Raw genomic sequence first — 24,067 nt, forward strand, 5'->3', positions numbered from 1 at the left:
TAAATAACTCTAATTGCATCACAGCTCACATTTTCAATATTAATGAATGACCAATATTATGACGAATAAGCCCTATTTAAGTGTCAATGACTACGACTACGATTTACCCGAGTCGCTTATCGCCCGCTATCCCCTTGAACAGCGTTCTGCTTCTCGCTTATTGTACCTACCCCAAACTGGTAATATCGAAGACAGACAGTTTAGTCATTTGCCTGATTTATTAAACGCAGGTGATTTAATTGTATTTAATGATACCAAAGTGATGAAAGCGAGACTGTTTGGGCAAAAAGACACAGGTGGTAAAGTTGAAGTATTGGTCGAACGCTTAACAGATGACCCAGCTATCACCCAAGAGAGATCGCATGTAGCATTGTGTCATGTACGTGCCAGTAAAGCTCCCAAACTAGGGCAAACCTTACTGCTTGCAAATAATAATATACACTGTGAGATGATTGGACGGCAGGAAAATTTATTCATCTTGGCATTTTCTGCCCCAATTTTGCCAGATTTAGAGCAATATGGTGAATTGCCCATTCCCCCTTATTTTGAGCGTCAGGCTGATGCGACAGATAATAATCGCTATCAAACGGTATTTCATGACCCTGCCAAGCTCGCCAGCGTCGCCGCTCCCACTGCCAGTTTGCATTTTGATGCGCAAATACTACAGCAAATTGCTGATAAAGGTGTGCAAACAGCATTTGTCACTTTACATGTGGGCGCAGGTACGTTTGCCCCCGTCAAAACCGATAATTTACTTGAGCACACCATGCACAGTGAATATGCGCACTTACCTCAAGCAACCGCAGAACAAATTTTGCAGACCAAAGCCTCTGGCAATCAAGTCATTGCTGTGGGGACAACGGTAACTCGGGTGCTAGAAACAGCGCAGCAACATGCCAGCAAAACCAAGCAACCCTTAGCCACATGGTCTGGCGATACCAATATATTTATTTATCCGAGTTTTGAATTTGGAGTGGTGGATCGTCTATTAACCAATTTTCATCTGCCAAAATCGACTCTATTAATGTTGGTATCTGCTTTTGCAGGCAAACAAAATATTGAAAAGGCTTATCAACACGCCATTAATAAGCAATATCGCTTTTTTAGCTATGGTGATGCCATGCTATTAGACAAACAAACCTCGATTTAGCAAAATGATGCTTGAAAATAGCTTGTGATTTGTGAAACAACTACAATTTACCAATCATTATCCTTATCGCTATTTCAATTTTCACCAAAACCTTTTATTTTTTTATTTAGTTAAGTGACATACTATGCAATTTACCCTACATAAAACCGCCACAGGCAATACCCGAGCCAGACGAGGCACAGTGCATCTAGCTCATGGCGATGTACAAACCCCTGCGTTTATGCCAGTTGGCACTTATGGTACTGTCAAAGGCATGCTACCCCGTGATATTGAAGCCATTGGGGCAGATATTATTTTGGGCAACACCTTTCATTTATGGTTACGTCCCACCACCGAAATCATCGATAAATTTGGCGGATTACACCAATTTATGAATTGGGACAAACCTATTTTGACCGATTCAGGTGGTTTTCAAGTGTTTAGCTTAGGAGCGATGCGTAAAATCAAAGAAGAAGGGGTACATTTTAAATCGCCCATTAATGGGGCAAAGGTATTTTTATCACCTGAGATTTCGATGCAAATTCAATATTCACTAAATTCTGACATCGTCATGCAGTTTGATGAATGCACCCCCTATCCTGCCACCCATGATGAAGCACAAAAATCACTGGAGCTATCACTCCGTTGGGGGCAACGCTGTAAAGATGAGCATCAAAAATTGGGCAATCAAAATGCCTTATTTGGCATCATTCAAGGCAGTATGTTTGCTGATTTACGTCAGCAATCATTAGAGGGCTTATTAGAGATTGACTTTGATGGTTATGCCATCGGTGGCTTGTCAGTGGGTGAACCAAAACACGAGATGATTGACGTATTAAACTACTTACCCGATGACATGCCAGCAGACAAACCTCGCTATCTGATGGGAGTGGGTAAACCTGAGGACATCGTTGAGGCGGTACGGCGTGGTGTGGATATGTTTGATTGTGTGATGCCAACACGGAATGCCAGAAATGGACATTACTTTGTGACAGGCAATCTGCATAATCAAGGCATTGTACGCATTCGTAACAGTCAATATCGTGATGATTTAACCCCACTTGACCCAGAATGTGACTGCTATACTTGCCAAAACTTTAGCCGAGCCTATTTGTATCATCTAAATAAATGTAAAGAGATGCTAGGGGCTCAGCTTGCTACCATTCATAACCTACGCTATTACCAACGCTTAATGGCAGGTATTCGTCAAGCGATTGAAGATGATAACTTTGATGCGTTTGTGGCAGATTTTTATGGCAAACGTGGTCAGCCAGTGCCTGCGTTAGAGTTAGAATAAATTTTAACCAATAGCAAACATTCAAAACAAAACCCCCCATAAATATTTATGAGGGGTTTTTAGATTTATAATTGCAATCCTATCTATTCTCAGCAAAAATTAGCTGTTTAGGCTGCACCAATTAAGCTACTGATAAACACAATCACCACACCGATAGGGGCGATGAATTTAGCCACTATTTGCCATGCTTTCCATGCACCATCAGACATACCAAGTTCAGCTTTAATACTGTCCTGCGCTAGCACCCAACCAACAAAGATGATGGCGGCAAGTCCTGTCAATGGCAACATAAACTTACTGGTCAACTTATCAAGTAAATCAAAGACACCATTGCCCATAATGGTAAATTCTGACCAAAGGTTAAATGACAACAACGCTGCCACACCCAGTAGCCAAATCACCACACTAGCAACAATGGTAGACATTGTACGATTCAGTGAAGTACGCTCTTCTAAAAACTCAACTGATGGCTCAAGTAAAGAGATGGATGATGTTAATGCAGCAAAGGTAATCAATAAAAAGAATAATGTACCAATTAATGTACCGCCTGTCATACTACCAAATGCAATAGGTAGACTAACAAAGATAAGACCTGGCCCTGCGGCAGGGTCTAAACCATTAACAAAGATAATAGGGAAAATTGCCAATCCTGCTGCCAATGCAAAAACAGTATCTAAGATAATCACAGTACGAGCAGTTTTTAATAGATTAAACTCACGACCCATATATGAGCCATAAGCCACCATGATGCCCATACCCAATGATAAGGTAAAGAAAGCATGACCAAGTGCAGCCAATAGAACGCCACTGTTCATTTTGCTCATATCAGGGGTAAACAGATAGCTGACTGCTTGACCAAATCCACCATTTAAAATATTGTAGCCTAAGATGACCAAAAGGATCACACCCAATAATGGCATTAATACTTTTGCAGCTTTTTCAATACCACCCGCCACACCAACACCAACAATAATTGCAGTTAGTGCCATAAACACAGTATGCCAAATTGTTAGTGTACCTGGACTTGCCAACATGGCATCAAATACAGCAGCCACAGCATCGCTGTTTTGACCCACAAAACTACCTGAGCCAATTTTAGTGACATAATTTAACGCCCAACCACCAATCACACTATAAAATGATAAGACGATAAAGCCACCTAAAATACCTGCACCACCAACAATGCCCCAAGCACGAGATTTGCCTTCACTGGCTGCTACATCTTCAAATGAATTGATGGGGTTTTTTTGACCACGACGACCAATCAGCCATTCTGCGACCAAAATTGGAAAACCAATTAACGCAATACAAAATAAATAGGTGATAACAAATACTGCCCCACCACTTTCTCCCACCATATAGGGAAACTTCCAAATATTACCTAAACCGACGGCGGAGCCAACAGCTGCAAGCACAAAGCCAAAGCTTGAGCTCCACTGGGCATGATCTTGTTTGTTTGACATCTTAATATCCTTAATAAAAATCCTAAATATAACCCCAATTCCCAGTTTTATTTCAATACAACTTGTATTTATTAGGGAAGCTAAAAAATGAATAGAAAGGGTCATTTACATTTAGTAAACGCTAAGTTTCATCTAAGAAACATAAAATGTCAAGCATATAAAAACAAAAAACCATAACTAATCGTTATGGTTTCTAAAATAATTAACAATTAGGCTAAATAATATAGCAGCTTCTTAAGACACTACTACTATCTCACAACCCCCCGTTTACTTTGCTTTAGTGAGTGAATCAATAATGCAATCATTGGCTCTTGTGGCAGTAGCTTATCTTCTAATTCACTGATGGCTTGCTTCGTCGTTAATCCAGAACGATAGACGATTTTATATGCTTGCCTTAACAAGTTAATGGTTTGCTTTGACCAGCCTTTACGCCGCATGCCTTCCAAATTTAATCCATGTGCACTCGCTGGATTACCCGACACCATGGTAAAGGCTGCCACATCTTTAAGGATCAAACTTGCTCCCCCCACCAGACTATAGTCATCAATACGGCAAAACTGATGAATACCTGAATTACCACCAATAATGACATGGCTACCAATACCAACATGACCTGCCACACCAACATTATTAGCAAAAATGTTATGGTCACCAATCACACAATCATGAGCAATATGGGTATTGACCATAAATAAGTTATGACTACCTATCTTTGTCAGTGATTTATCTTGTGCCGTGCCGCGATGAAAACTACACGCTTCACGAATGGTATTATGATCTCCAATCTCAAGCCACGTTGGCTCACCATTATATTTTAGATCCTGACAATCTTCACCAATACTGGCAAACTGATAAATTTGATTATGCGCACCAATGCGAGTATTTTTGGTCACCACAACATGGCGATGTAACACACTGTGTGCACCAATACTGACATCCTCTCCAATGATACAATAAGGTCCAATGACTGCCGTATCATCAATAATGGCACGATCTGATATGATGGCAGTAGGATGGATTTGACTCATAAAGCGTGCCCTAGTCTTAATAAAAGCAATTTAATAATTTAATGAAACTTTAAAACGTATGCTGTGACAATTGTTAATTTAATATTTTAAATCATCATACACTTAGCTATTTATTAGCATAGATGCCTTTTCTTGACGTGCTATCATGATTTCGGCACAAGCAGCTAATTTATCTTCAACATGAGCAGTACAAGAAAATTTATAAATACCCCGCTTATTCATCACTTTTTTTGCACGAATAATCAGTTGATCACCAGGCACAACTTGGTATTTAAAGCGCACCTTATCAACCCCTGCAAATAGATATAAATACCCATCTTCTGCGGTCATATTTTCACTAATAAAACCTAATACACCGGCTACTTGAGCCATCGCTTCAACCATCAACACGCCTGGCATGATAGGCTCTTGTGGAAAATGTCCCTGAAAAAACTCTTCATTGATACTCAAGTTTTTATAGGCAGTAATCCACTCACCAGGACGGCATGCGGTAACCCTATCTACCAACATAAAAGGATAACGATGTGGCAAATAATGCTTTAATACATCATATTTTAATGGCAATGTTAGTTGTCTTTGTGCCAATGCGGCAACGTCTTGCTCAGTGACTAAATGTGAGTCATCATAAGTCTGGTGATTTGCTTGAGGCATACATACTTCCTTATATTCGTATGCGCATATTGATTTATGCACACCTTTATTTATAAACTAGCTTTGACTTTTATCAATATCAAAAGTTAGTAATATTCATGAATAAAAATAAGCGTTATTTTTTACCCAATTGCCGAAAACGTACCGCAGCACGTCGCCAATCTGCTGATGGCATCGCCACTGTACCCGACGAATAAGATCCCGATTGAGTAATCGACTTGGTTACCAAGGTCGTACCAGTAATGGTGACATCATCTGTAATGGTTAAATGACCAGATATACCCACTGCCCCACCAATCATACAACGCTTACCAATGTGTGCACTACCTGCTATCCCCGTTTTGGCAGCGATGGCTGTACCTGCACCGATAATGACATTATGAGCAATCTGTACTTGATTATCTATAATAACGTTATCTTCGATAATGGTATCTGCAATCGCACCCCGATCAATACAGGTATGACTGCCAATACGAACACGATCACCTATTATCACCCGACCAAGCTGAGCTATTCGCTCCCAACCTAATTTGGCAGGATTGCTACTTGGAGCAAAGCCAAAACCATCTGAGCCAATACTGGCATGCGCATGCACTCGTACTGCTTGACCAAGCTCACAGTGATGTGCAACAACCACTTGTGACATCAAAACACAATCACTGCCTAATATAGCGCCCTCTTCTATTACCACTTGATTAGCCAAATAACAGCGATCACCAATAATAACATCATCACCAATCACACAATAAGCACCAATATAAACACCGGCTCCAATTTGTGCAGACTCCGCAATGATGGCAGTTGGATGAATACTTGCTTCTTTATTTGTTTGACTGCCTGATTTATCCTCTGGGTTTTTAACCTTAGAATGATTGCTCACGTTATCAGTTGTTAAATGATTGGCTAAATGATCTTCAAATAACTGTGATGCACTGGCATAAGCCAAATAAGGATTGTTAGTCATCAGTAACAAGCGATCATCTGCCACTTTATCTGCCTGTGCGGGGGTAATAATAATGGCACCTGCTTGTGAAGATGGTAGCGCATCTGCATAACGTGCATTTGCCAAAAAGCTAAGCTGATCATCTGTTGCTGTCGATAAACTGGCAACAGCTCGCAAACCTGTATTCAACTGGGTCTCATTGAGACTATGTTTATTGAGTACAGGCTGGCGCAGCTCTATGGCAGCAATAATTTGGGCAATAGTTACTTTAGTCATGATCTAGAATGTGCTACCAATCTGGAATTGAACATTTTCGGTTTGATCGCCTTCTTGATCATTAAATGGAAAAGCATAGCTGATTGAGATAGGACCAATGGGTGTGTACCATGTGATGCCCGCTCCGGCACTATAACGCAGTTTTTTATCTTGGGTAATTAGAGGAATATCTTGATACTTTTTACCATCTTGAATCGTACCATTATAATTTTTACCCTCATAGCTAAAGGTTTTATTTTCTTTATCGGTGGTATCAAATACTTGTCCACCTTCGACAAAGAGTACAGGGCGTACTTGATCTGCCCAATCTCCTTTAAATGGCATCGGTAAAATGAGCTCAGTACCAAAGGTTGCCAACGCATTACCCCCCACTTTTTCTGGTCGATACGTCACACCATCAACCTGAGTTTGATAAAATGGTGCTGAGCGAGGCCCTAGACTAGAGGCATCATAGCCCCGCACTGAGCCATAGCCTCCTGCATAAAAGTTTTCATAGAAAGGCAGGTCATTACCATAGCCTAGTTTGGCATAACCACGAGCAATCAAGTCTTTGTATATTGGATGATAGATATTACCTTTATAAACCACTTTTTGATATGTTTGATCACCAAAGCCAATGGTTGCATCAACTGAATGACTCATACCACGAGTCGGAAATACAGGGCGATCAAGGCTACTATAATCCCAGCCTAACAACAGATTATAAGTATTATAATCATTGTTAAAGCTGGTACGACCTTCATCTTTACCAGTATAAGTTTTTGCCTCACCACCACTATCTAGTAGCTCATGGACATTTGAAACCCCCATAAAGCGTCCACCACGTATTTCAGTATTATCAAAGTTAAAGCCTGCGCTTAGACGCTTCGTCTCATCGATGGGATAACTATAATTGACGGTTGCTCCATAAGAGTCAGTGACATAGTTACTGACGTTTTTATCATCATATTTTGTCTTTTTGTAATAAGCACTGACCCCTTGTGATACACCATTTTCGGTAAAATAAGGATTGGTGTAACCAAGACTATAAGAATCATACGTCTCTGAGCGCGACAACGCAGCATTGACTTTATTGCCTGTCCCTAAAAAGTTACGTTGACTCAAATCCACCTGAAAGGTAAAACCACCACTTTGAGAATAACCAGCGGCAATTGTTGAACTACCTGATGGCTGCTCAACGACGGTATAATTGACATCGATTTGATCTGGAGTATTAGGCACAGGACGAATATCAACATTAACTGACTTAAAATAACCTGTGCGCATGAGGCGAGCTCTAGATTGTGCTATTTTATCATTTGAAGCCAATGCGCCTTCTAGCTGACGCATCTCACGGCGCAATACTTCATCCACCGTTTTTAGATTACCAGCAAAGTTGATACGACGCACATAAACAGGGCGCGCAGGATCAATAAAATAGTCAATATCAACGGTTTTGGTCTCATCATTAATACGTGGCACAGGACGTATTTGGGCAAAATAATAGCCGTCATCACCATAACGTGTTTGCAGTGCAGCAGTTGTTTCATCCAAACTGCGCTGAGAATACTGCTCATTGGCTGCAAAACTAATATCTTTTTTTAAGGTTGCCACATCATACTTTGGCTCACCTAAGAAGTTCACTTCACCAAATTTATATTGATCGCCTTCTGTAACACTCACTTCTATAAAGATATTTTTTTTATCTTCACTAATATTTAATATGGCATTATCAATATTAAATCTAACAAAGCCATCATTTTGATACAGTGCTTTGAGATTCTCAAGACTGGCAGCCAGCTTTTCTTTGGCATAACGATCTGATTTAGATAGTACTCGTGTCCAAGAAGCTTCTTTAACAGCAAACACATCTTTGATGTCTTCATCACTAAAGTGCTGATTACCAATGATATTAATATCCACAACTTTCGCAGGTTTACCTTCAATAAATCGAATGTCTAATTTGACACGATTTCCATCTAGTAGAGTCTGCTTAACTTCAATATCACTATTATAATAACCTTGTGAGATGTATTGTTGTTGTAGCTCATTAGCAACCGCTTGTAGTGTTGATTGTTTGAGTACATCACCAACTGCTAAACCTGCTGCTTTTAGACCTTGCTGTAACCCATCTTTTGGAATGAGTTTATTACCTTCAAAATCAACTTCAGCAATGATGGGACGCTCCACCATATAATAAGTCAGCCTACCATCTTCTACTTTTGCTTGAATATTAGCAAAATTACCTGTGGCATAAAGGGCTTCAATACTTTGTGCCAGTGCTGGATCTGTCACTGTATCACCAATGTTTATAGGCAATATAGGATATAAACTATCTACTGTCTGTCTTTGTAGACCCGAAAACTCAATATCAGTGACGACAAACTGCTCAGCATGAGCAGAAACGGTAACTAAAGCTGCCAATACAGGCACACTTAAGAGTTGAATACTTAAAGATAAAGGCTTACGCATAAATATTTTCCGTAAATAAAATCTTGCTAACGTTAAAATGGATAACTTATGTTGTCTAATATTACAATAAACAGTGAAAGCTTACATTCAGATTTGTTATTCAAACTTATGTAATAAAATTAATTTTTTTGGCTAAATTTTTATATTATATCTTGTCATATGATGAATATCATACCATTAACTTTATAAGCAACTTTACAATAAACGGCTGATATCATTACCAATCGCTAATATCATAAATCCAAGCAATAATAACAAGCCTAAATTAAATCCCATCGCCTGTACCCCCTCAGATAATGGCTTACCACGAATAAGCTCAACAGAATAATAGAGGATATGCCCACCATCGAGAACAGGAATAGGCAACAAGTTTAAGACGGCCAGACTTAAGCTAATAATGGCTGTGGTTGATAACACCATCTCCCAACTAATCTCAAAACTTTGTTTTGCTACTTTAGCAATGGTGATAGGTCCTGACAAATTATCAAGCCCTATCATTCCTGAGATCATTTTACCCATTGATGACAAGGTCATGGTGGTCAGTTGTGCTGTCTTATCAAATGACTTGCCCAACGCTGCTAAAGGAGAATACGCCACCATTGTTTTATACTCATCAGGAACAACAACATCGACATCAACAGGTACAACTGCTGCTCCAATCTGTCCAATGTGATGTCCCATATTGTCTTTTTTACCTTGTGGCATAATCTGTAGCTTAACGGATTGCCCATCTCGTAATACCATAAAATCTAGCAAAGTCTCAGGATTATCTCTAATAATATAAGTGGCACTAATCCAGTCATGAACATCCACACCATTGATACTCAGTAATTTATCACCAACTTGCATACCCTGACGAATGGCTGCACCATCTGCTGTTAACTTGCCAATTACTGGCTCAATATGCGGTTGCCAAGGTAGTACACCTAAGCTAGCTAACGCATCTTGCCCCCTATCATCACCTTGCATAAATGAGTGCAACGGTACTTGATAGCTCTTAATAGCTGCTACTGTGTTGGTGTTGTTATTAGCAGTATAAGGCTGCACCGCCACCTGCAAAGTACCTGTTTCACCCATTCTATCAGCCAAACGATAATTGATCTCTTCCCAAGTTTGCACAAAATGATCATCAATGGCAATGATTTTATCGCCCACAGGCAAATTTGCAATCGCCGCAGGGGTATTGGGTAATACGCTACCAATACGTGTATTTAATTGCTCAGAAGGGGTTAAAAATAACACCCAAAATAGGAAAATGGCAATGATGAAATTCATCAACGGGCCTGCGGCAGCAATGGCAATTTTTTTCAGTGGCGTTTGGTTATTAAATGCCAAATGTTTTTCTGACTCTGCCACCTCACCTTCACGCTCATCGAGCATCTTAACATAACCACCTAATGGCAATGCTGACAATCGGTAGTTAATGCCTGTTTTTTTACTTGTCCAGCCAAATAACTTCGGTCCAAACCCTATTGAGTAAGTCAATACTTTGACTCCACATAAGCGAGCAACAATATAATGCCCCCACTCATGTAAAGCCACTAATGGTCCTAATACGACAATGGCTGCCAAAAAAGCAAGAAAAACTGTACTCATTGCTGACATAATAAGACCTCATTTGCTGCAAACTGACGTGCAATGGCATCCATTGCCATAATGTCCTCAAGACTATTGATTGACGAATTACCAAACCCAGAATTAGATGCTATCTTGTCTAAGCTGCGCTCATTAATCAAGGCAATGTCGGTTAATTTAACTTTCGCCTCTATAAACGCTTGCACGGCTACCTCATTAGCAGCATTAAGGGTAATGGTCGCCAATACCCCTGTTTTCATAGCTTCACGAGCTAATTTAAGACAGGAAAATTTCGTCAAATCTGGTGCTAAAAATTGTAAATCAGCCAAATCATAAAGCGATAAGCTGGCAACACCACTATTAATACGCTCAGGATAACTAAGCGCATGTGCAATCGGTGTTTTCATATCTGGACTGCCCATTTGTGCCAAAAAACTACCATCACAGTACTCTACCAAAGAATGGACAATACTTTGTGGATGAATCACTACATGAATACTACTTTCTGGCAAATCAAACAAATGACAGGCTTCGATCAGCTCTAACCCTTTGTTCATCATGGTAGCAGAATCAATTGATATTTTTTGTCCCATGGACCAATTAGGATGTTTAACCGCCTCAGCTAAACTGGCCTTCTGCATATCCTCATAGGTTTTATGCAAAAAAGGTCCACCAGAGGCGGTTAACCATAACCGCTGCACACCATGCGTTTTTTGATGTATTTGTTGGTTATCTAACTGCACAGCAGCAGGCAAGCATTGATAAATGGCATTGTGCTCGGAATCTAGTGGCAACAAAATAGCATCATTATCACGCACTGCTTGCATCATTAAGCTGCCTGCCATCACCAAGGCTTCTTTATTGGCAAGCAAGATACGCTTTCCTGCCTGTGCTGCTGCCAATGTTGATGCCAGTCCTGCTGCCCCAACAATGGCAGCAACCACTGTATCTACTTGAGTATCGTTAGCAACTGCCACCAAACCCTGTTCACCACCAAGTACTTCTATGCTCAAATTAGCCGCTTTAATCCGCTCAGCAAATGTATCGACTTGCTGTACTGGTACTACCACACACTTAGGTTGAAATTGCTGACATAATGCAAAGAGCTTATCTAACCGACTATGACCAGACAAGGCATAAACAGAAAAACGCTCAGGGTGAGCGGCTAATAGGGCAAGTGTACTATCACCGATAGAGCCCGTCGCTCCCAAAACTGCTACATGCTGAGTCATATTTTTATATACCTTGAATACCAATCAATCTAAAACCAACAGAACAATCTTAATATACTGATAAATTAAAAATGCCTGCTAATTGCAACAACCAACAGCCTAACGCAAAAATAGGTGTCGCAGATAATAACGAATCAATGCGATCTAATACACCACCATGCCCTGGTAAAATCGTACCCGAATCCTTCACACCTGCTCTGCGCTTGAGCATAGATTCAAATAAATCACCAAGTACCGACGCCAAAATAGTTATTGCTGAGAGTAAAACAAAAGTCGCCAATGCTATACCAGACAAATGTAACTTGAAAATACTAATCGCAATGACAACCAATAGCCCTGTGATTAACCCACCTGCCAATCCTTCCATGCTTTTATTAGGAGATACATTGGGTGCCATCTTACGTCGACCCAGTTTGCGCCCCACAAAATAAGCGCCACTATCTGCACACCACACTAACATAAAGACATACATCAGCCACCATGGTGACTGTTGCCATAGAAAAAACATCGCTGTGATAGATGCAGTTAATATGACCACTCCCATTAATGATAAACGTCTGCCATACCAGTTAGTTTTATCTGGAAACTTAGTTACCCATGACAGTGCCATGAGCCAAATTATCACTGATAAGCACCACCAAATCACCCAAACCTTTGGAAACATCAAAGTAATCATGGTAACTGCTAATACCAAAAGGACAAAACGGGCTGGTAGTCGCCACCTTGGCATCAGCTTTGTCCACTCATGAGCAGCGATTGTCACACCCACTGCTAATAGAGGAACAAATAAAATGGGGGAGTTACTTGCAAATAAAGCAACGCCAACGATAATGACTAAAATAATTGCCGTTTTGATTCGTTGCCACATAAATTCAATGCCTTACTGCCAAAAGAAACGATAAAAAAGAGAGAAATAATTGTTGTTATACTTTATATATTACGTTAAAAAATAGGATTACGTTAAAATCTTGTATTTATAATATAAATGCGATAGGTAGAATAAAAGATAGATAAAACTATTAACAAGACTCTATTTGCTCACTGGTCTTGCCAAAACGGCGTTGCCGCTGTGCAAACTGCTCTAACATCATTGCCAATTCTGTGGCATCAAACTGAGGCCATAAGGTATCGGTAAAAAACAGCTCTGCATACGCTGATTGCCACAATAAAAAATTAGAGATACGATACTCACCGCCGGTGCGAATCAACATATCGACAGCTGGCAAATCTCCTAGCTGCATATACGCATTCATCTGTGTTTCATTCACTTGCTCAGCACTTAGTTGTCCCGATTCTACTTGCTGCGCCAACTGACGGGCAGCATTAGCAATATCCCACTGCCCACCATAACTAATGGCAATCACTAATGTCATGGCATCAAAATGTGCTGTCTTTGCTTCTGCATCTGCCATTAAGTCTCGCAAATCCTCTGCTAGCTGACTGCGATCACCAATAAAACGTAAACGAATATGATACTTATGCATACGTGGCATCTGCTCATAAATAGTGGCAGTTAATAGACGCATTAACAAGGCTACTTCTTCAGCAGGACGCTGCCAATTTTCACTAGAAAAAGCAAAAACCGTTAATACCTTGATACCCACTTGCAAACAATACTCAACGATGGGATCAAGGGCATCTTTGCCCATCACATGCCCCTGCCCTTTTGGCATGGCTCTGGCAGTAGCATAACGGTTATTGCCATCCATAATGATGGCAATATGTTTGGGTATACTGGCTAAATGTTGGATATTTTTAGTATCATCACTGTGAGCAGCCGTCTCTACTGAAGTCTGTTTTATCATCAATCAACTGCCCCTAGCCCAAATCTAAACACTCAATAAATAACAAAAAACACATAACAAAAATGTGCAAAAGAACCAATATAAATGATTTAAAGCGCCTTTAACGGAACAAACCATCATGGTATTAGAGTCTGTTGAACTTTCATCCCGTAATATTCAACAGACCCTAGCCTATACTTCCATCAATTCAGCTTCTTTATTCTCAAGCTTATTATCAATCATGGCGATATATTTATCAGTCAGCTTTTGAATCTCATCACTGGCACGACGCTCTTCATCTTCTGAAATTTCTTTTTCTTTTGCTAAGTCTTTTACATCACTTAACATATCACGGCGCACATTACGGATAGATACACGGCTATTTTCTGCTTCACCACGTGCCAATTTTTGCATATCACGGCGTGTCTCTTCAGTCAGCGCAGGCATGGGCACACGAATGACATCAGCGGTCATTGGATTTAAACCCAAATCTGCTTCACGAATGGCTTTATCGACAGCTTGTACCATAGTACGATCAAATGGCTGTACCAGTAGCGTGCGTGAATCTTCAACATTGACACTAGCTACCTGATTAAGCGGGGTATCTGCACCATAGTAACTCACCATCACACTCGATAACATACCAGGATGCGCACGCCCTGTACGTACTTTACTAAAAGCACTTTCTAACGCTTCGATGGTTTTTTTCATCCGCGCTTCGCCATCTTTTTTAATATCATTAATCATCTTATCTTCCTTTTAAAAACCTATTTATAAAGCAAATTATACAGCCAATGGTTAAATACACTCATGCTATCAATCCAAAATGTGTTTTTAATACTATCAGTTTAATACCATAAGTTTATCAATTCGATTCATACTCAATCATGAAAAATTAGTGGAATACTCGTGTTCCTTCTGTTTCACCCATGATGACATTCAGCAGCGCATTGGGTTTGGTCATATCAAATACTTGCAAAGGGACGTTATGCTCACGACATAAGGCAATGGCGGTCAAATCCATCACCCCCAGCTTTTGCTCTAACACTTCATCAAAGGTCAGCGCATCATATTTAATGGCATCATCATTGACACTTGGATCTTTGTCATAGACACCATCAACTTTGGTGGCTTTAAGAATAATACCCGCTTCAATCTCAATCCCACGTAAACACGCCGCGGTATCGGTAGTAAAAAATGGATTGCCCGTACCTGCGACAAAGATACATACTTCACCATTTTTAAGATAGCGAATGGCATTGCGGCTACTATAACTTTCGGTGACCTCACCAATAGGCAGGGCTGACATAAGACGAGTTTTGATATTACGACGCTCTAGCGCATCACGCATCGCCAGTCCATTCATCACAGTGGCAAGCATACCCATTTGGTCACCAGTCACTCGTCCAACCAGACCTTCTTTTTGTAACTGGCTACCACGATATAAATTACCACCACCGACCACAATACCTACTTGCACACCAAGTCCACAAAGGTGTGCAATAGACAAGCTCATTTTGTCCAAAACGGCAGTATCAATACCCATACCTTTACCACCTGCCAGTGCTTCACCAGATAGCTTTAGCAGGATACGAGAATAACAAGGATTATTATCAGACATGAAGACCCTTTTTTATAATTTATAATTAATGAAATGCAAACAGTGGTTAAACGGCAAAATTCTACCAAAAATTGCAGATATTTGATAGGGTAGATATGATAAGCTCAAACAAAGTAGTAAAGAATCATAGTAATATGAAGAAAATTAAGAAAGTAGCGACTATGTCTCTTCTAATTTCATCATAAAAATCAATAGCAATTTTTAAAAAAATTCACTTTTTAATAAGAATTTAATAAGAGTGAATAAGAAAACTTCCACCCATCACTAAATAGTAAGTTTATAATATACTGACATCAAATATGATTTTAGAAAGATAACTAACCATAATATTCCTGCTCCTATTTTATTAACAGTGTACTTCATAATGACAATCCCACATTCAATAAAACAGTCTATATCTTATCAATGCCAACAATATCCACAACAAAGCTGTATTTATACAGAGCATCAGCAAATAAGCTATGACAGCTTAGAAAAAACAATAAATCAATTAAATCAAAATCTTAATCAACACCTATCTATCTTACCCATACAACAAAATTCATCTATCACCATCGCTGTCTTATTACCCCAAACAATAGATAATTTAATCACCTGTTTGACATTACTGTGCCATCATACCTGCCTACCCCTAAATCCAAATTTAAAGGCAAATGAACATATTGAGTTATTAAAGTTAGCTCAAAGCAGTGTTTTAATCACCCAACAAGGCTTCGCTACAGAAACAGCAAAACTGGCATCACAACAGGGAATTACCATTCTCACCCTACAAGTAGCAGAGGTTAGTCATAACAACAATAATAACAATCAAACAGACCGACTCACGTTAGAATTATGGCAATCCAACCAAAACCAAACTAATAATAATACTGATAATAAGCCTTATAGCGAGCCAAATCCAAACGGCTCTAAATATCACGATGATTCAACTGAAACAGTCCGCTTGATATTACCCACCTCAGGCACAACAGGGCAACCAAAACTTGTTGGCTTAACAGATAACCAACTATTAACTGCAACACAAGTGATTATCGATACCTTACAATTAACACAAAAAGACTGTGGCTTGCACGCCATGCCTATGTATCATATTGGTACATTTGTTGATATGTTACTTGTGCCTTTATTATCTGGTGGCAGCTTGTTTGTTAGACAAATTCAACAAACCCAACAAATCGTAAATACCTTATGCACTGATAAGATAACTTGGTATCAGTGCGTCCCCACCATGCTTAGCGACTTGATACGTCATGCCAACCCTCAACTAAACGCTCAACTACGTTTTATTCGTTCAGTATCCTCACCCTTATCACAACAACTACAAGATGAATTTGTGAGCCATTATCATATCCCCATCATTCCTATGTATGGTATGACCGAGGCAGCAGGACAAATCACCAGTTGGGGATTAGATACTTCATGGCAAAAACAAGACTCTGTTGGTAAAGTCTGTACCACGCAAGTGTGTATTATTGATGAACAACATAACCGCTTACCCTCACCACAAAAGGGGCAAATATGTATCACAGGCACACAAGTTATTACGGATTATTTTTATAACCCTTCCTCTCAAGATACTCATATCACTATTGATGGGCAAAAATGGCTAATGACAGGTGACCAAGGTTATATTGATAGCGATGGGTTTTTATTTATCACAGGTAGAATAAAAGAGCTGATTAATCGAGGTGGTGAAAAAATATCAGCACAATTTATTGATTTTGCATTAAACCAACACCCCATCGTTGCTGAGCTTGCCAGTTTTGCCATACCTCACCCCACATTAGGCGAGGAAGTGGCTGTGGCGGTTGTGCCAACGACTGATAAAAATTTACTCAATGAAGCGGCGGTAATAGACTCTATTTTAACTTATGCAAAATCGCAACTATCTACATTTCAACTCCCCAAACTTATCGTGCTGGTTGATAAATTACCAAAAACCAATAGTGGCAAAGTACAACGCCACCAATTATCGAAACAGTTTGCAAATCAGCACTTAACAAATTTCACAACCACGCCTAAAACCACCATCACAACAAAAAATGAGCCACTTGATGATAAGGAATATGCACAGCTTTTAATACAAATCAAAGCGTTATGGCAAAATATTTTAGAAGTTGAACAGATTAATGACGACGATGACTTTTTTTTGCTCGGTGGTGATTCTTTATCTGCGGCAACTTTTATTGACCAACTACAACAACACTACCCCACCCTATCAAATGATTGGTTAATTAACCTGTATGATTCACCAACGGCTGCTACCTTTACTGTAGCATTACAACAAGCACTAAATAAAACTCAGAACAAAAATAGCAACCAACCATCTGCTAATCTATCACAGCCAATCAATACAACAGACGCCCTACCGCCACTTGATGATTTTGTTAAAGATGGTTTGCGTGCTTATTTAACTGCTTGGTCTGGTAAACGAGTTGATAGCGAAGGATTGGTGGTGGTACACAATCCTGATGGTAGCCTCCCTCCTTTGTTTTGGTGTGTGCAAGCGCATCACGAACTAACCAATCTGGTGGCAGAACTGCCAAGTGACCTGCCTGTCTATGGCATGCGTTCTTTATACTGTATTCAAGAGCCTAAAGAGCGTGATAATGATGCACTTGCAGCTTATTATGCCAATGTTATCTTATCCCTTAATACTCAGCAGCCATATTATTTAGGGGGATTTTGTGAAGGGGCAACCATTATGCTTAAAGTTGCCCAATATTTACAACAGCAAGGTAAAACAGTGGCGTTATTATTGATGATTGATAAGTTTACTGATGAGCCATATCAAGGCAAAATTGCCACTTTTTGGACAACCAAAGACTTTCAAAACCAGCAAATTCGCCAATATATACAACAGCAACGACCACCCATTGCACAATTACGCCAAAAACAAGGCATGGTTTATGAGTGTGAGCAGTTTTTTTACCCTGAGCTTAAGTGGTTAGAAAAAAATCTTTCTGTTCATTCTATTTATTATTATGATTGTTGTCATGGTGATGAATTAAATATCGATTATATGCAACCGTTGGCACAAGATATATGGCATGAGATTCAGCAGACTGCTGATGATATGAATGGCTTATCTAATGACTTAAATAAGCAGATGACTCAAGCAGTTCACCCAGTCCAATTAACTACTCATGCACCACACACACAGCCCTATCAAATCAAAGCCAAACTTCCAAAGATAATGTATAAACGAAACAAACAACAGCAAATTCATATCACCCTTTGTAACACCAGTGAGCAAGATTGGCTAGCAACTGAGCAATCGGGATTAACTGTTTCAGCCCGTTGGCTTAATCATCGTGGTGAGTTTCGCCAGTTAGCAGGACAAGCTTTTTTGACTCAGCCACTTGCCATCAATCAATCTGTTGATTTAACTTTTGCGGTGGTCATTCCCGAAAAGTCCATGCCAAAATTTTATCAATTACAAATTGATTTGGTGCAAGAAGGTCATCATTGGTTTAGTGACTTAGCGTATGGATATTGTGCTTACCAACAACATATTATGATTGTTTAACGTTTAGTTATTTGAATTTAAAAGAAATAAGGATATAAAATGTATCAAAAAAGACGTTCTGCTTTTTATCGTGATTTTGCCCAAAGAGTTCAACAATATGGTGGTATGTATAATGCTCATCTGCATCTAGACCGTGTTAATACCCTAGATGAGGCATATATGACCATTAATAATCGCCCGATTTTAGATAATTCTTTTGTATCTCTACATAAAAAACACGCCTTAATATCTAATATTCATTCAGGGCTTGCCTATCAAGAGCAGGATTTGCGACGACGCGTCACGGAATGCCTAGATGAGATGGTCGCTTGTGGCACAGCCAATGCAGATAGTATGGTCGATGTGACTGCCGATGGGGTTGGTTTATCTGCACTCAACATACTATCGGATATCAAAAAACAATACCAAGACCAGCTACAAGTCAATCTTGCCGCTTACTCTCCCTTTGGCTTTAATGATGCTCACCCTGAGGCTTGGGAAGTTTTTTGTGAAGGAGTCAAACACGCTGACTTTATTGGTAGCTTGCCAGAGGCTGATGATACTGATGATTATCCTGATCATATTGGCTTTATGACTCATTGTGAACGTATGCTAGACTTGGCACAGCGGGAACAAAAATATATCCATGTACATACTGACCAACGTAACGATCCGTCAGAAACTGGCACGGAGCGTCTCATTACTGCCGTCAAAAACTTTGGCTCATTGGGATTAGATAAAAATAATCGACCCATGGTATGGGCAGTCCATGCCATCTCACCCTCAACTTATGAGGATAAACGCTTTGAGGCAATGGTTGAGGGTTTGGTTGAGAATGACATTGGTATTATCTGCTGCCCTTCTGCGGCAATCGGAATGCGGCAATTACGCCCCATTCAAACGCCAACTTATAACAGCATACCACGACTATTAGAGATGCTAACCGCAGGCGTACAGGTGCGTCTGGCATCTGATAATATTGCTGATATTTGCTCACCTACCACAACAGCCGACTTAACCGATGAAGTATTTGTTTTATCAGCAGCTTTAAGATTTTATCATACCGATATTTTGGCAAAGCTGGCGACTGATACGCCTTTGACGCAAAGTGATAAAAACTTTATAGCTGAACACCTAGAGCAAAACAATAAAGAAATTCAAAAGATTATTGAGCAACATTATCGCTAATCCAGCATGGATAAAACTTGGATTGATAAAGATAGCATTAGGGTCTGTTGAACATTCATCTTTGTAGGAAAAATTGAGATAAATTTGTCTTAATCAAGGCAATGAACGCAGGTAATATCAGGATATTGACGCAGAGTAAGGCAAATTTAGCCAATTTTTACACAAAAGTAGAACAAGCTGTATGCCTTGTAAATACTGACTTAACGGGGTGAATGTTCAACAGGCCCTAGTAAAAACATTCATAAAAACTGGAGTTTATACGATAGGTATGGACTCTTTATTACTCAAAAGTGACATGAAAGCGACATAAAAGGAACTTGGTATCAATATGAAATGGCTAATTAAAAAATTTGCTAAAAAAAAGCCGACCGCTTATTCACAACAAACGTCACCCGAAAATAAAACAGATACCCACACTATAGAACCACGACAACCCACGGTTTCTACTATTTCTACTAATAATCACAATACAACGGCTCAAACATCAATCCTCCAGTCACCAATTCCTCAGTCTTGCCAACAACCCAACTGGCGACTGGATTTATTAGAGCCAAATTTTGTCCAAAATCCTTATCCTTATTTTGCCTTTTTACGAGAGCATCAACCTCTGCATCGACTAGCAACAGGGGCTTGGGTTGTCACCCGTTATGAGGATATAAAAGCGTTACTGGCAGATGATAGACTTGGCAACACGCCATCTATCTATTCTGTATTACATCAACGCAACCATGAACGCTATGTGTGTGCTGATGTGGCACAACATTTAATCGCCTTTCAAGATGGTGATATTCATCAACTATTAAGAAAACAGTTAATCCGTGCCTTTAATCAGCCCATTAAAAATCAAAAAACACTTAGCCAAACCATTGCACACGATATTTTGCAACAAGCCATTAGCAAATCCAAACAATGCTATGCGGTCAAGGATTTTGGCTCACCAGTGGCATTAACCATCATCGCTAAATTATTAGGATTACCGATTGAGCATACAAATAACATAAACCCTACCACCATCAAACAATACACCAATGATTTTATCTATTTGTTTAGTCAGATACCATCGCAAAGCACTCGAGAACGTATTGACCAACATATTATTAAGTTACGTCAATATGTCCAACACGCTCTTACTCTTGCTATGCAAAATCAACACAACGAATCTAATGGTGAATCTGACAATACCACAGTGGCTATATTGGCAAAAGCGGTTAGTTTGGGACAATTGACACAACAACAAGCCATTGATAACTTGATACTGTTATTGGTCGATGGGGCAGAAAATGTGGATAGAATGATAGGCACAATGTTATGGCTATATACCCAATATCGACAAGATAACCAACAAAACAATCAGCAAAACAATCAGCAAACAGGTCAGCATCTTGATACAAATAGCCTTGATAAAAATAGAGAGCTAATACCTGCATTTGTTGAGGAATGTCTGCGACTACAAACACCTGTACAATTTGTGGGCAGAGTGGTACAGCAACCTTTTGACTTATATGGTGAACAGCTAAAACAAGGTCAAACAATACTACTGATGTTAGCCTCTGGCAATCGTGACCCAAGTATTTTTGAGCAACCCGATAAGTTTAATATTCATCGTCCAAAAAACTTTCAATTTACTTTTGGACGTGGAGCGCACACCTGTTTGGGTAATCAATTGGTTCGGCAAATATTATGTGACACCATGACTACCGTATTAGATATTGCACCCCATTACAGCATCAGTAGCACCCAACCACAGTGGCAAAGTCGTATTGGTCATCGCTGGATAGAGGATTTTTTGCTACAAATTTAATTAAATTAAACAAAACTAGCAAACAAATCATATTCACTCGCCTCATCAATGGTGACAGTAATAAACTCACCAACTTGTACCCTTTCATCAATATTATCGACATACACATGTCCATCAATCTCTGGGGCATCGGCATAACTGCGACAAATGGCAATGTTCTCTTCAGTATCAATCTCATCAACCAAAACTTTTAAAGTTTTCCCCACTTTTTCTTGTAATTTTTCCGCAGAGATTTGCTGTTGCAACGCCATAAATCTATCATAGCGTTGTTGCTTAATGTCCTCTGGTACAGGGTTTGGCAACTCATTTGCCACTGCCCCTTCCACCTCAGAATAGGTAAAACAGCCCACTCTATCTAAACGCGCTTGTTTCAGCCAATCGAGCAAATACTCAAAGTCCTCCTCGGTTTCCCCCGGAAAGCCCACCACAAAGGTAGAACGAATGACTATTTCAGGGCAAATCTCGCGCCATTTTTGGATACGCTCTAAGGTATTTTCGCTATGTGCAGGGCGTTTCATCGCCTTTAAAACACGTGGGCTGGCATGTTGAAAAGGTATATCCAGATAAGGCAACAATTTATGCTCACTCATCAACTCAACCACTTTATCGACATGCGGATATGGATACACATAATGCAAACGTACCCAAATACCCAAATTATTTAATGCTTGGCATAAATCATAAAACTTAGACTTTAACGGCATGCCATTCCAAAAGCTGGTTTTATATTTTAAGTCCACGCCATACGCCGAAGTATCTTGGGAAATCACCAACAGTTCTTTAACCCCTGCTTTTTTTAATGCCAATGCCTCATTCATCACTTTATCAATGGGATTAGATACCAAGTCGCCACGTAAACTGGGAATAATACAAAAGGTACAACGGTGATTACAGCCTTCTGAAATCTTAAGATAGGCATAATGCTTTGGTGTTAGCTTGATACCTGCATTATTGATTAAGTCTAACTTGGGGTCATAGGCGCGTGCTTCTTTTATCTTTTGGGGCATCGGCAAATGATGCGATACCGCTTGTATCACCTCGCCATAAGCGTGTGCGCCTGTCACCGCAAGCACAGCAGGGTGCATACTGCGAATTTTCTCCGCTTCTTTACCCAAACACCCTGTCACAATCACCCGACCATTTTTACTAATGGCTTCACCAATGCTGTCTAGTGACTCTTGCACTGCACTTTCGATAAAGCCGCAAGTATTGACCACCACCAAATCTGCCCCATCATAATCTTTGGCAACTTCATAACCCTCACGACTCAGCTCAGTAATAATACGCTCACTATCAACCAAAGCTTTGGGGCAACCGAGCGACACAAAACCCACTTTTGGCGCACTATTGGCATTGGCTTTGGTAGTGATGGGTAACTGTCCATCACTCATCTGTGCACTTTGTTCAATGTCACGATTTTGATTGTGGTTGGCTTTGTGGTGATAGGCAGGGGTATTACTAACTTTGTCACTAATTTTATCACTAATAGCAGCATTGGGGTGGTAAATAGAGACGGCAGAATCTGATAGGTGTAAGCTAGATTTGGACATGGCTAACCTTATGCAAGAGAATAGAAATTATATTTAACAAGGGCAATAAATTTTTGCCATTGTACTTTTTTTTGTTAGCAATCACCAGTCAAGGCTTGGATTTAACTGTTTTGCTGCTTGCTTTGGATTTAAATCTGAATGGCAATTGCGATACCCTCTATCGAATCATTCTATTAACATTATATTGATAAGCCATTTTTACAAATTATTTTTATGGTCTATTATTGTGCATTATGCAGGCATAAAGTCACTAAAACAGCACAATTCATAAGATATATGTTTTATTTTGGTGCATTTTCTGCTAATAATGACTTATGCTTCATTAAATGAATCATCAAATGAGTGCAACGACTGCCTTTATGACAGCCATTGCTTGTATGGAATCAAACTTGCAACTTATCACTTATAAGCCTTGTTAGGACAATGGTAGGTTATGGTAGTTATTTTATAAATGATACGCCACTCTCAACTTATAAGACCCCCTCCTAACCTCCCCCTTAAAAAGGGAGAGGAACTGGTTTTTAAGTCCTCCCCTTACTTCAAGGGGAGGGTATGGGAGGGGTCATATAT

General features: G+C 39.7%; 17 protein-coding genes. 5 read left to right on the forward strand and 12 right to left on the reverse strand.

What is annotated here, in order from left to right; translation table 11 throughout:
* Positions 1-58: 58 nt before the first annotated feature.
* Positions 59-1,150 carry a tRNA preQ1(34) S-adenosylmethionine ribosyltransferase-isomerase QueA gene (gene queA, locus FHK89_RS13845; RefSeq protein WP_230661458.1) on the forward strand — a complete coding sequence of 364 codons (1,092 nt, stop codon included), beginning with the start codon at positions 59-61 and terminating at the stop codon, positions 1,148-1,150.
* 124 nt (positions 1,151-1,274) lie between these two features.
* Positions 1,275-2,426 carry a tRNA guanosine(34) transglycosylase Tgt gene (gene tgt / locus FHK89_RS13850; RefSeq protein ID WP_230661462.1) on the forward strand — a complete coding sequence of 384 codons (1,152 nt, stop codon included), beginning with the start codon at positions 1,275-1,277 and terminating at the stop codon, positions 2,424-2,426.
* Positions 2,427-2,533: 107 nt separating this feature from the next.
* Here tgt and FHK89_RS13855 read toward each other — a convergent pair whose 3' ends face one another.
* From FHK89_RS13855 to pyrH, 11 genes are all read right to left on the reverse strand, one after another.
* Positions 2,534-3,889, reverse strand: a complete 1,356-nt coding sequence (locus FHK89_RS13855) for a sodium-dependent transporter (protein WP_230661464.1) — start codon at positions 3,887-3,889, stop codon at positions 2,534-2,536.
* A gap of 248 nt (positions 3,890-4,137) precedes the next feature.
* Positions 4,138-4,917 carry an acyl-ACP--UDP-N-acetylglucosamine O-acyltransferase gene (gene lpxA / locus FHK89_RS13860; protein ID WP_230661466.1) on the reverse strand — a complete coding sequence of 260 codons (780 nt, stop codon included), beginning with the start codon at positions 4,915-4,917 and terminating at the stop codon, positions 4,138-4,140.
* Between the two features lie 102 nt (positions 4,918-5,019).
* Entirely contained in the window at positions 5,020-5,568 is a 549-nt protein-coding gene (gene fabZ / locus FHK89_RS13865; RefSeq protein ID WP_230661468.1) for a 3-hydroxyacyl-ACP dehydratase FabZ, read from the reverse strand.
* A gap of 115 nt (positions 5,569-5,683) precedes the next feature.
* Positions 5,684-6,787 (reverse strand): UDP-3-O-(3-hydroxymyristoyl)glucosamine N-acyltransferase, encoded by a 1,104-nt coding sequence (gene lpxD / locus FHK89_RS13870; RefSeq protein WP_230661470.1) that lies wholly within the window; start codon positions 6,785-6,787, stop codon positions 5,684-5,686.
* A 3-nt stretch (positions 6,788-6,790) separates the two neighbouring features.
* A complete protein-coding gene (gene bamA, locus FHK89_RS13875) occupies positions 6,791-9,238 on the reverse strand; it encodes an outer membrane protein assembly factor BamA (RefSeq protein ID WP_230661472.1) in 2,448 nt (815 codons plus the stop codon).
* A 195-nt stretch (positions 9,239-9,433) separates the two neighbouring features.
* The gene (rseP, locus tag FHK89_RS13880; RefSeq protein ID WP_230661508.1) at positions 9,434-10,834 is read right to left on the reverse strand and encodes an RIP metalloprotease RseP; all 1,401 of its coding nucleotides are present in this window, start codon (positions 10,832-10,834) and stop codon (positions 9,434-9,436) included.
* Positions 10,831-12,045 carry a 1-deoxy-D-xylulose-5-phosphate reductoisomerase gene (locus FHK89_RS13885; RefSeq protein ID WP_230661474.1) on the reverse strand — a complete coding sequence of 405 codons (1,215 nt, stop codon included), beginning with the start codon at positions 12,043-12,045 and terminating at the stop codon, positions 10,831-10,833. The genes rseP and FHK89_RS13885 overlap by 4 nt, the downstream gene beginning before the upstream one ends.
* 49 nt (positions 12,046-12,094) lie before the next feature.
* Positions 12,095-12,913, reverse strand: coding sequence for a phosphatidate cytidylyltransferase (locus FHK89_RS13890; protein ID WP_230661476.1), 819 nt, complete (start codon positions 12,911-12,913; stop codon positions 12,095-12,097).
* 151 nt (positions 12,914-13,064) lie between these two features.
* Positions 13,065-13,850 (reverse strand): polyprenyl diphosphate synthase, encoded by a 786-nt coding sequence (gene uppS / locus FHK89_RS13895; RefSeq protein WP_268993021.1) that lies wholly within the window; start codon positions 13,848-13,850, stop codon positions 13,065-13,067.
* 171 nt (positions 13,851-14,021) lie between these two features.
* Positions 14,022-14,576 carry a ribosome recycling factor gene (frr, locus tag FHK89_RS13900; RefSeq protein ID WP_230661478.1) on the reverse strand — a complete coding sequence of 185 codons (555 nt, stop codon included), beginning with the start codon at positions 14,574-14,576 and terminating at the stop codon, positions 14,022-14,024.
* 148 nt (positions 14,577-14,724) lie between these two features.
* Positions 14,725-15,450 (reverse strand): UMP kinase, encoded by a 726-nt coding sequence (gene pyrH / locus FHK89_RS13905; protein ID WP_230661486.1) that lies wholly within the window; start codon positions 15,448-15,450, stop codon positions 14,725-14,727.
* Positions 15,451-15,814: 364 nt separating this feature from the next.
* Between pyrH and FHK89_RS13910 the strand changes: the two genes are divergently transcribed.
* The 3 genes from FHK89_RS13910 to FHK89_RS13920 all read left to right on the forward strand — a co-directional run bounded on the left by FHK89_RS13910 (position 15,815) and on the right by FHK89_RS13920 (position 21,947).
* A complete protein-coding gene (locus FHK89_RS13910; RefSeq protein WP_230661488.1) occupies positions 15,815-18,979 on the forward strand; it encodes a non-ribosomal peptide synthetase in 3,165 nt (1,054 codons plus the stop codon).
* A gap of 39 nt (positions 18,980-19,018) precedes the next feature.
* On the forward strand, positions 19,019-20,146 hold the full coding sequence (locus FHK89_RS13915; RefSeq protein WP_230661490.1) for a hypothetical protein: 1,128 nt from the start codon (positions 19,019-19,021) through the stop codon (positions 20,144-20,146).
* 328 nt (positions 20,147-20,474) lie between these two features.
* Positions 20,475-21,947, forward strand: a complete 1,473-nt coding sequence (locus FHK89_RS13920; protein ID WP_230661492.1) for a cytochrome P450 — start codon at positions 20,475-20,477, stop codon at positions 21,945-21,947.
* 5 nt (positions 21,948-21,952) lie between these two features.
* Here the strand turns inward: FHK89_RS13920 and rimO are convergent, their stop codons facing one another.
* Positions 21,953-23,338 (reverse strand): 30S ribosomal protein S12 methylthiotransferase RimO, encoded by a 1,386-nt coding sequence (gene rimO, locus FHK89_RS13925; protein ID WP_442966607.1) that lies wholly within the window; start codon positions 23,336-23,338, stop codon positions 21,953-21,955.
* Positions 23,339-24,067: the final 729 nt, after the last annotated feature.

It is taken from the genome of Psychrobacter sp. I-STPA10 (genome assembly GCF_021012795.1).
Lineage (GTDB): Bacteria > Pseudomonadota > Gammaproteobacteria > Pseudomonadales > Moraxellaceae > Psychrobacter.